This is a genomic window from Paenibacillus ihuae, assembly GCF_001368795.1.
GTDB lineage: Bacteria > Bacillota > Bacilli > Paenibacillales > Paenibacillaceae > Paenibacillus_AQ > Paenibacillus_AQ ihuae.
This window is the reverse complement of record NZ_LN831203.1, coordinates 84,713-93,502: the sequence shown is the minus strand read 5'-3', so window position 1 is coordinate 93,502 and position 8,790 is coordinate 84,713. Positions and strand designations below refer to the sequence as shown.

Genomic DNA, 8,790 nt, shown 5'->3' with positions numbered 1-8,790 from the left:
TCCTGATTCCTTGTGCCAAAGCCGCACTTGCTGCCGGAGCCGACGGCATTATGGTCGAGGTGCATCCTGATCCGGCTACAGCACTCTCCGATGCGGCGCAGCAGCTGAATATTGAGGAGTTCAATACCTTCTTCAGTGAGGTTAAGGCTTCCGGGTTGTTCCGTTAATAGGAGACGAATCCTGATCATAAGAGAGAATGGCGCGTAAGACCTAATTCAACAGGTCCTCCGCGTCTTTTTTTTGCGGCTATAATGCAGGTCTTGCTTGCGGTAGCCATTACTCATCGCTTGCCGTTCCTCCCAGTATGCCTGCGCGCGATATTCGTATGGAAGAGGGAAACAGGGGAATACTGTCCCTAAAGCCTGTCATCTTAACTGATACATACGGCTATTGTCAAAATTTCAGTATAAGGATGTCGATGATGATGCAGGAGAACAATTCAAACCATAGACCTGCCGAGCGTACAACGCCAGAGGCTTCCTCAGATCGAAAGGGCAAGACAGCAGGGGAGACGAAGCAGACGCCGATTTCACCGTTTCTGCAGGATAATCTGAAGCGGATTCAGGATTCATTTCAGGACTGCAGCGACCTCACCATAATTCCCTGGAGCTATGGTCCTTCCCTGGAATATAAGGCGTTTTCCGTTTATTTTGATTCGCTGATCCAGAACAAAATGACCAATTACATGAAGGAATCGCTGCAGGATCTGGTTACACATGAAATCGGACCGGCGACAACGATTACGCCTGAAGTGATTAGGAGCTTTTTTGCGAACAACGGGGTATCGGCCCAGTCGGCTACCGTCGAGGATGATTTCACGAATGCCGTTAATTCAGTCCTGGAAGGAAGTATTGTCATCTTCTTTGACCATTGGGACAAGGCGCTAAGATATAGCGCGTTCGGAATACAGCTGCGCCAGGTTACGGAAACGATTACGGAATCGGTAGTGCAGGGGCCTCATATGAGCACTATCGAGGATCTGGAGACGAATATCGGCTTAATCCGTTATTTGCTGAAATCAAGCCGTTTGAAGCTTCAATCATTAACAGCGGGCAAGGAGAGCAGAAGGAAGATCACATACGGATATCTGGAGGGTGTCGTGAATCCGGAGACGTTATCCGAGTTCAAGCGGAGGATCTCTCAAATTGACCAGGAGGAGATTCTGGAGACATCCTACCTGGAGGAATGGATCGGAGATTACCGATATACGCCTTTTCCCCAGGTCCGCTATACGGAAAGACCGGATACGGCGGTAGCTGCACTGCTGGACGGCAAGATTATTGTATTGGTGGACGGAACACCCACCATACTGATTTGCCCCGGGCTCTTTTTTGAGAATTTCTCATCAAGTGAAGATTATTATCACAACACGATCTACTCATCCTTGATCAGATTGCTCCGGATCGGTGCATGCATTCTGGCGTTGCTGCTGCCCAGCTCCTACATTGCCTTGACCACCTTTCATTCCGAATTAATACCCACCATTCTGCTGCTTGCCATTCTGGATACACGGGAGGGGATTCCGTTCCCCGCCTTTGTCGAGGCGCTGCTTATGGAATTCTTCTTTGAACTGCTCCGGGAAGCCGGTATACGCCTGCCGCGGCCGATCGGTTCCGCTGTCAGTATTGTCGGAGCGCTCGTAATCGGACAGGCGGCAATCCAGGCGAAGATCGCATCCCCGGTGATGGTTATTGTCGTTTCCCTGACGGGAATCGCATCGTTTGCACTTCCTCAATACAGTATGTCTATCGCTATCCGTGTCTTACGGTTTCCTTTTATGGTTCTGGCAGCAACGCTTGGGGGATTCGGGGTCATGCTCGGCCTGTTACTCTCCTTCCTTCATCTATCTAGTATGCGATCACTCGGGCAACCGTATCTGTCTTCTGTCGCGCCGCTTGATTTGAAGCAGTTTCGGGATATTTTCGTTGTATTCCCCCGTCAAATCCTGCTGCATTCACCAAGGAATCGCCATCTGCACAAGGTTAAGGGAGGAGGAAAAAAGGCATAATGAGAAGATGGATTGTCGTCACCCTGTCCATTGCGCTAGTTCTTCCTGCATCCGGCTGTTGGGATAAAACGGAATTGACGGAGTTTGGGTATGTCCAGGCGGTGGCGCTTGACAAAGGCGAGCAAGGAGAAATTGTGCTCACCACCCACTTCTATAATCCTTCAAATGCGGAGGGGATGGGGGGAGGAACTAAAAAAACGTCGGCAAAAGGCATTAGTATACGAACAGAGGCGAATACTATCTTTGAAGCGATACGCGATATCCCTATTCGTTACGGACGCAGGGCGAAGTGGGATCATATGCGTGTGATTCTCATAGGAGAAGAGCTGGCCAGGAATGAGGACATTCGGGAAATGCTTGATTTCTTCTCGCGGGATCATGAACCCAGGCCGACTGTTTCTGTAATGATCGCTGGAGGGAATGCGGGAGACCTGTTCAAAGTCAATCCGTTTATTGAAAGTACGATCGGACAACAGCTGCAGGAATTACTGAAAGCCGGTGCCAAGTATACGGGCAAAACCTCGAAGATCCCGTTCTTTGATCTTGCCTTGGAGTTTATGAGTGAGACAGATATTGAGATTCTGCCATATGTCAAGGAGACCGGCCCGTCCCGGGTGATTACCGCATCCGGAGCTGCCTTGCTCAAGAGCGGGAAATTGACCAGCGTTGTGTCGCCTGCCGATACCGAATCATTGATGATGCTTCTGAACAAGTATGAGAACGGAATTGTAGAGTTCCCTAATCCTGACTCATCTGAAGAAGATAAGAGAAGGATGGAATCCTTCGAGGTCATGGCACTAAAGACAAAAATAAAAATGGATACGGACAGAGAAAGGGCTGTTATTCATATCTCAACCCGGATTGACGGATCGCCTGGCGAGCTTACCAGCACTTCAATCAAAACAGAAGAGGATGTTAAGAGGCTGGAAGAGCATATTCAACAATGCATAGAGAGCCGCCTGCAGAAAGTGATCGCCGTATTCCAGGAAGAAAAGCTGGACGTCATTGGTGCCGGGGATCAAATCTACAGAAAAAGCCCCCGGTTATGGAAACGCTGGAAACCAACCTGGGAAGAGCGTTTTGCAGAGAGCCGGGTGGACATTCATGTTGACGTTAACTTTTCGGATGCGGTCATGAAGTCAACTACGCCATTCGGGAAGAAAGAGGAGTAATATATCCCACCCAAAGAGGAATGCGCAAATGATGACAAAAACAGCCTTTCTCCTGATTATTTACTTCGTGATTCTGGCAAGTGACATGCCAAAGGTTATGAAGAGCCAGCCTAAAGAGCGTCTCGCTTATATAAGCATTATGTTAATCACTGTGTATTTAGGCTTTGATTTTGTTCTGGGGAAGCACTGGCCTGATCTTAACACCTTGATTGACTATATTCTGAAGCCGCCTTCTGATCAAATTTTGAATTACTTGAAGCCTTCTTCCTGATTTGAAAAATGTTGTCTGGAAATTTAGTTCTAAGTGCGTGGAAGGAACGAAACATTGATGGTTCGGGGAACCCTTGTCCCATCTGCCTCGGCGAATGCCGAGAGGCTATTTTTTTATGGGAGGATTACATGTACAAGAAAGAATCCATAAGCGCATCACAAATGTCGGTTCTTTTTTTTACTTATTTGACAGGTTCTGCGATTATCAACATTCCCGGACCTATAACGGGCTTCGCCAAAACGGGGGCATGGATTTCCCTTTTGATGTCATGGAGCCTGGGTACGTTATTTCTACTGGGCATGCTGTATTTAAACCGGCAGCACCCGGGACTGAGCTTTATTGATTACAGCCGAAAAATGATCGGCGGCCCGTTTACGGCTCTGCTCGCGATTCCGTTCATTTCCCTCGTTCTCCATATGGGTGCCGGAATCGTACTCGATATCGGATTATTCTTCAGAAGCTCGATGCTGAAAGAAACGCCTACCTATCTCATTCACGCCTGTGTATTTCTGATTGTATCATTGACTGCCCGGTCGGGCATCGAGACGATGGCGAGAATGTTCACCGTTCTCATTTCCATCACCGTGTTGTCCGTAATTGTAACTTTGTTGTTGTCCAGTTACTATTTTAGACCGGAGTTCCTGCTTCCCATTGCTCCTGAAGGGATCAGACCGATTCTGCATGGCGCGTATTTTACCTCCGGATCTCCTTATGGGGAAATTTTCCTGTTTTCTATGCTAATGCCGTATGTTCGCAAGAAGGACAGAGAACGGGTCGAACATGGCATGCTGCTTGCCATATTGGCAAACGGCATCTGCTTCATCATTGTAACGATATGCGCCATTATGGTTCTGGGGCCGTTATGCGGTACGGTTCAATATACATTGTTTCAGATTGCGCGGTTGATCGTTATCCAGGATATTATTGAACGAATTGAATCCATTATCGGGTTTGCGCTGGTTGTCGGCTCCTTTATGAAAGCGACGATTGCGCTGCTGGTGCTGGCTTTAACAATTACCCGGCTATTGAAGCTTCCGGATTACCGAATATTGATTTTCCCGCTTGCGCTTGTTAATTTCTTGCTCTCCATCGTGCTCTATAAGGGTCAGACCAGATGGGACGAAATCATAGGGAACGTTTGGCCGCTGTGGAATGCGATCGCCAACATGTTCCCTTTGACCGTTCTGACGCTCATCACGCTGCTCACGGCCAAGAAGCGGGCTCATTGACCGAAGTAGGTTCCGCCGTTAACATGGATCACCTGCCCCACTACATAGGATGAATCGTCGGAAGCCAGATATACGTAGGCCGGGGCGATTTCGACTGGTTGGCCGTCTCTTCTCATGGGGGAATCATAGCCGTTGGATGCGTAAGCTTCTGGCGGGAAGGAAGCCGGGATCAGAGGGGTCCAGGTCGCCCCTGGAGCAACGGCATTGACACGTATTCCGCGATCGATTAACGATAGCGCCAGGGAGCGGGTAAACGCGATGATGGCCCCTTTGGTTGAAGCGTAATCAATCAATACCCTGTACCCTCTTGTTGCCGTTTCGGAGCTGGTATTAATAATCGAGCTTCCCGGTTTTAAGTAAGGCAATGCTGCCTTAGTCAGGAAGAACATTGCAAATATATTGGTCCGGAACGTCAATTCAAGCTGTTCGCGGGTGATGTTCTCAATGCTTGGCTGGGAAAATTGCACCGCTGCGTTATTGACCAGGATATCAATCCTGCCGAATGTTCGCACGGTAAGGTCCACTACCTGCTTGCAAAAAGCCTCATCCCCTATATCCCCGGCAATCGTGATGCATCTTCGGCCCAGCTCCGTCACTCTCGCCCGAGTCTCTTCGGCATCTCCATGTTCGTTATAGTAGACGATGACAATGTCCGCTCCCTCTTTGGCAAAAGCGTAGGATACCGCCCTTCCGATGCCGCTGTCGCCGCCAGTAATAATCGCCAGCTTATCTGCCAGCTTGCCCGCAGGTGAATGGTCCGCCCGCTCGGATACCGGCCTCGGGCACATGATGGATTCAACCCCGGGCTGCTCCGGCTGATATTGCGGAGGGTAGAAAATAGGAACAGTCTCACATTTCCGGTAACTGCCGAATATGGGCTTCATCGTACCCCTCTTTTCTTCGCTTAGTTAAAACCAGCCGTTTATCTCGCAGCCCACAGCAGTCCTCTTCGAACCATGGTCAATACTTGCGGCAGCAACAAGATTTCGGGAGAATGCCCGAGAGCGTTAAAATAGACACGCCCTTCCCCGTACTTCTTGATCCAGGAAACAGGCATCATAACCGGCCTCCATATCAGAGGGGGCTGGATACGGTCGAAACAGGTAGTCGTAAGCACTTGTATGGACGGATCAATCATCATATACCATTGCTCTGTAGTTACGGTAAAGTCACGGATTCCCATGACCAGCGGATTGTTGGGGTCGGCAATATGGACCGTATAGGTAACTCCCGTATCTCCGGGGTGTGCGAGGAACTGTCCGCCAACCATGGCTTGATACTGGATTTCACAGCGGAAGGCATCTCCCATTCCGTGGACTCCGGCTATTCCGGTTCCCTTCTGAACGGCGTTCGTGAAATTGCCGAGTTGCTCCGGAGTAAGCTGTCCCGTTGTCCATTCGGGAACGATTAAATCGGTTCGGGCCAGCTTCTCCGCATCGAAAAAGATATCCAATGTATCGGAAATTTCAACTTCAAAATGCTCCTCTGTCAATATTCGGGCCAAAATTTCAGCAATCACTTGGGGCTGATGCCCTGGATATCCGCCTTGAACAATAATCGCCCGTTTTCTTTCCGGTTTCCGCCATGGACTATATGCTCTAGCAACGATTGGTGGATTTATCGTCATCGGCTACCCCTCCCCTTATTCCGTGCTTATCACCATTGTATGCGATCATGCCATGTCTAATGTAATTCATCAACATCTAGTACGGTTAACCGCAGTCTTCGGTATTGGAGAATACCGGCTGGCATATACATGTACTGGATAACTCCGGAATTTAACGAAGAGGAAGTGAACCTGCTTGAGAATTTATGTCGCCGGTCCGGCGGATACTTTACGAACGGTTGCAGATAAATTCCAGATCGAGCTGGAACAATTGGTTTCGATCAACGCGCATATTTCGGAACCGGATCAGCCTGTTGCCGGTCTGAATATTAATCTCCCTTCACCAAATCCTTGGGCTGTTCCACAGCAGGGTCATTCAAAGGCGTTTAGCAGCCCGGTTTCGAAGCTGGAATGGATTCCCCTAACCTCAGTGGAAAAAATGAGTCAAACCGAATATGATGTGCTTATTGTAGGCACTGGAGCAGGCGGCGGAGCCGTTCTATGGCGATTATGCCAGCAGTGGGGGAATAACGGAAAGAAGATTGGAGTTGTAGAAGCTGGCGATTTGCTGCTGCCGACCAATCTCATGAATGTCCAGACCATGAATCACCTGGCCTATCTTGACATTGCCTATAACGATCCCCAATTTACAATACCGATCCCGGGGACAAAATTGCGACAAGTTATCGCGCTTGGAGGAAGAACGTTGAAATGGAGCGTGGTTAGTCCGCGGATGTATGCAGCTGTTGCTTCCCCCGATTGGCCGGTTCCGGAGCGGGAAATGGAGCTGTACTACAGCATCGCCGAGCAGGCGATGGGTGTGACGGACTATTATACAAAAGGCTCCCCGATCAATGAGATTTTTCTTAACCGTCTGTGGAACAGCGAATATACCGAAGCTATAAACGAACCTATGGCCGCCGACCTCGAACCGACCAAATACGGAGAAATTCATTCCAACGTTTTTTTCAGCTCTATTGCGTTTCTTGCCCAGGCATTGAACCGGAGGCCGTATGACCTTGCTGTATTGGCACGCGCTGTAAGGGTGATAACGGAGAGGGGGAGAGCAAGAGGGCTGCAAGTAATGACACCGGATAAACGTTCCTTCGAGTTGAAAGCGAAGAATGTTGTCTTGTGTGCAAGCACTATCGAGACACCGAGAATACTCTTTCATTCGGGAATACGAGGGAGAGCAATTGGCCATTACCTGACGAATCATTCGTATGCGATCGGGAAGTCGACATTCAATCATAAAGATTATCCGTATGTTTTAGGCACAATCGGAATACTGATTCCCGAAACTAGCGAGCGCCCGTTTCAGGTGCAAATTGGAGGCCCAAACGGTTACCGGTTCTACCATGACACACAGACTCCATTCAAGGAGCAATTGGAAATGAATATTGCCGGTGTCGGCAATGTTGAATCGAGATTTGAGAATCAAATCCTCTTTAATCCAAACGTACAGAATGAATACGGTATGCCTGAAGCGCAGGTTCAGCTTACATACAGTGAAGCGGATCTAGCGGTACTGAGGATGGCGGAAGAAGCGGTGAAGCATGTTTCATCGATACTCCAGACGCCGATGGTCTCACTGAACATTCAAGAGGCTCTGGCCGGCGATCATGAGTCGGGAACTTGCCGGATGGGCCGCGATCCCGATACCTCCGGGACGAATCCATACGGTCAAGTCCACGGAATCTCCGGCCTCTATGTCGCGGATAACAGCGTGCTGCCCTTCCTTGGAGCGGCCAATCCGACGCTGACTACAGTTGCATTGGCTATGCGTACTGCGGATTATATCATTCGTTCTTCGATGTGACTGAGGAATATCCGCCTAACTCGGTGAACCCCCTCCCATTAATCGTTGCACGGGTATCTTAAGGAGAAAGGTACTTTTCCGCAACGGTACAGGCACCCTCCCAGATCGCTTTAAGGGATCCGATTATTGAGGGATATATCCCAATCCACCGGGTACCTGGCGCCGGAGTATATACTTCTCCAGTGTTTAAGCGGCTGAAGTGATACCTTCTCTGATGTCGTAATGGAACCGTCCTTTAGCAATGTCCCATTGCTGCTGCAGAGCCGTGTAATCATGTGAATATTTTGATTAAGATAGCAGAAACTGGCACATAAGACGTGCCGAAATAATCTCTAATGACGATGACGAAGAGAGTAAGTAATATGTACGGATCTTAACAGGGAAGGCGTGCCGGAGACTGAGAGCACCCTCATGAGACGTTTAGTACCGAAGTTCACTTCCAAGTCGGCCCCTGAAGTATTTGCTGCAGCAGATATGCGTAGGGAGGCCCGCGCCCCGCGTTACCGGGTGTAAGACAGAGTTAATCCTGGCCGGGAAGCAGCAGCTTTTCATTCTCCGCGCCTCATATTTCGGATTAATCTCTAAATAAGGGTGGTACCACGGCTCCTCGTCCCTTGCGACGGGGGCCTTTTTGCGTTCATAGATCACTAAATTAACAAGAGGGAGTGGAAGGTAATGACTAACG

The 8,790-nt window shown here is 49.3% G+C and carries 7 protein-coding genes and 1 pseudogene; 6 read left to right on the top strand and 2 right to left on the bottom strand.

Going from position 1 to position 8,790, the window contains the following annotated elements; translation table 11 throughout:
- From AQR02_RS31665 to AQR02_RS27230, 5 genes and pseudogenes are all read left to right on the top strand, one after another.
- Positions 1–167, top strand: a pseudogene (locus tag AQR02_RS31665) (bifunctional 3-deoxy-7-phosphoheptulonate synthase/chorismate mutase); the annotation flags it as partial.
- Positions 168–412: 245 nt separating this feature from the next.
- Positions 413–2,008: a spore germination protein gene (locus AQR02_RS27245; protein WP_245237769.1), complete on the top strand. Its 1,596-nt coding sequence runs from the start codon at positions 413–415 to the stop codon at positions 2,006–2,008.
- The gene (locus AQR02_RS27240) at positions 2,008–3,180 is read left to right on the top strand and encodes a Ger(x)C family spore germination protein (protein ID WP_054943481.1); all 1,173 of its coding nucleotides are present in this window, start codon (positions 2,008–2,010) and stop codon (positions 3,178–3,180) included. Before AQR02_RS27245 ends, AQR02_RS27240 begins: the two co-directional genes overlap by 1 nt.
- 28 nt (positions 3,181–3,208) lie before the next feature.
- Positions 3,209–3,451: a hypothetical protein gene (locus AQR02_RS27235; RefSeq protein ID WP_054943480.1), complete on the top strand. Its 243-nt coding sequence runs from the start codon at positions 3,209–3,211 to the stop codon at positions 3,449–3,451.
- A 128-nt stretch (positions 3,452–3,579) separates the two neighbouring features.
- On the top strand, positions 3,580–4,680 hold the full coding sequence (locus tag AQR02_RS27230; protein WP_054943479.1) for a GerAB/ArcD/ProY family transporter: 1,101 nt from the start codon (positions 3,580–3,582) through the stop codon (positions 4,678–4,680).
- On the opposite strand, the gene AQR02_RS27225 is transcribed toward AQR02_RS27230, so the two are convergent.
- On the bottom strand, positions 4,674–5,564 hold the full coding sequence (locus tag AQR02_RS27225; RefSeq protein WP_054943478.1) for an SDR family oxidoreductase: 891 nt from the start codon (positions 5,562–5,564) through the stop codon (positions 4,674–4,676). The two genes, AQR02_RS27230 and AQR02_RS27225, sit on opposite strands and share 7 nt — an antisense overlap.
- Before the next feature lie 38 nt (positions 5,565–5,602).
- The gene (locus tag AQR02_RS27220; RefSeq protein ID WP_054943477.1) at positions 5,603–6,307 is read right to left on the bottom strand and encodes a ThuA domain-containing protein; all 705 of its coding nucleotides are present in this window, start codon (positions 6,305–6,307) and stop codon (positions 5,603–5,605) included.
- Between the two features lie 175 nt (positions 6,308–6,482).
- Between AQR02_RS27220 and AQR02_RS27215 the strand changes: the two genes are divergently transcribed.
- Positions 6,483–8,105 (top strand): GMC oxidoreductase, encoded by a 1,623-nt coding sequence (locus tag AQR02_RS27215; RefSeq protein WP_054943476.1) that lies wholly within the window; start codon positions 6,483–6,485, stop codon positions 8,103–8,105.
- The last annotated feature ends 685 nt before the right edge of the window (positions 8,106–8,790 follow it).

Bases quoted from the DNA above. Each gene is read 5' to 3' on its own strand.
- AQR02_RS27240 (WP_054943481.1), top strand. From the start codon at position 2,008: ATGAGAAGATGGATTGTCGTCACCCTGTCCATTGCGCTAGTTCTTCCT.
- AQR02_RS27235 (WP_054943480.1), top strand. From the start codon at position 3,209: ATGATGACAAAAACAGCCTTTCTCCTGATTATTTACTTCGTGATTCTG.
- AQR02_RS27245 (WP_245237769.1), top strand. From the start codon at position 413: ATGTCGATGATGATGCAGGAGAACAATTCAAACCATAGACCTGCCGAG.
- AQR02_RS27220 (WP_054943477.1), bottom strand. From the start codon at position 6,307: ATGACGATAAATCCACCAATCGTTGCTAGAGCATATAGTCCATGGCGG.
- AQR02_RS27225 (WP_054943478.1), bottom strand. From the start codon at position 5,564: ATGAAGCCCATATTCGGCAGTTACCGGAAATGTGAGACTGTTCCTATT.
- AQR02_RS27230 (WP_054943479.1), top strand. From the start codon at position 3,580: ATGTACAAGAAAGAATCCATAAGCGCATCACAAATGTCGGTTCTTTTT.